This is a genomic window from Pseudomonas sp. BJa3 (assembly GCF_026343815.1).
GTDB lineage: Bacteria > Pseudomonadota > Gammaproteobacteria > Pseudomonadales > Pseudomonadaceae > Aquipseudomonas > Aquipseudomonas soli.
In genome coordinates this window covers 1-265 of record NZ_JAOXMC010000261.1, presented here as the reverse complement: position 1 = coordinate 265, position 265 = coordinate 1, and the positions used below count along the sequence as shown (strand labels likewise).

The following is a 265-nucleotide window of genomic DNA, read 5'->3' as shown; positions in this document are numbered from 1 at the left end:
GAGCACGCCGCCCAGGCCCTTTACCTGTTCGAGCCTGGCCTCGCTGTTGGCGGAGAGTTCCGCCTAGCTCGGGTTGATCGGGGTGTGCATGTTAGCCATGTGCGCCAGTTAATTATGCTCAGCGTGTTTCGTTGAACAGTTCGCGGCCTATCAGCATCCGTAGGATCTCGATGGTGCCGGCGCCAATCTCGTACAGCTTGTCGTAGAGCTACAGTCGGACAGACGGGATGTCATTGATGTAGCCGTTGCCTCCGAGGATCTGGAT

1 pseudogene is annotated in these 265 nt (G+C 57.7%); it reads right to left on the bottom strand.

Annotated elements, in window-relative coordinates:
- Positions 1 to 118: 118 nt before the first annotated feature.
- Positions 119 to 265 (bottom strand): annotated as a pseudogene (locus OH705_RS27640) (acyl-CoA dehydrogenase family protein); the annotation flags it as partial.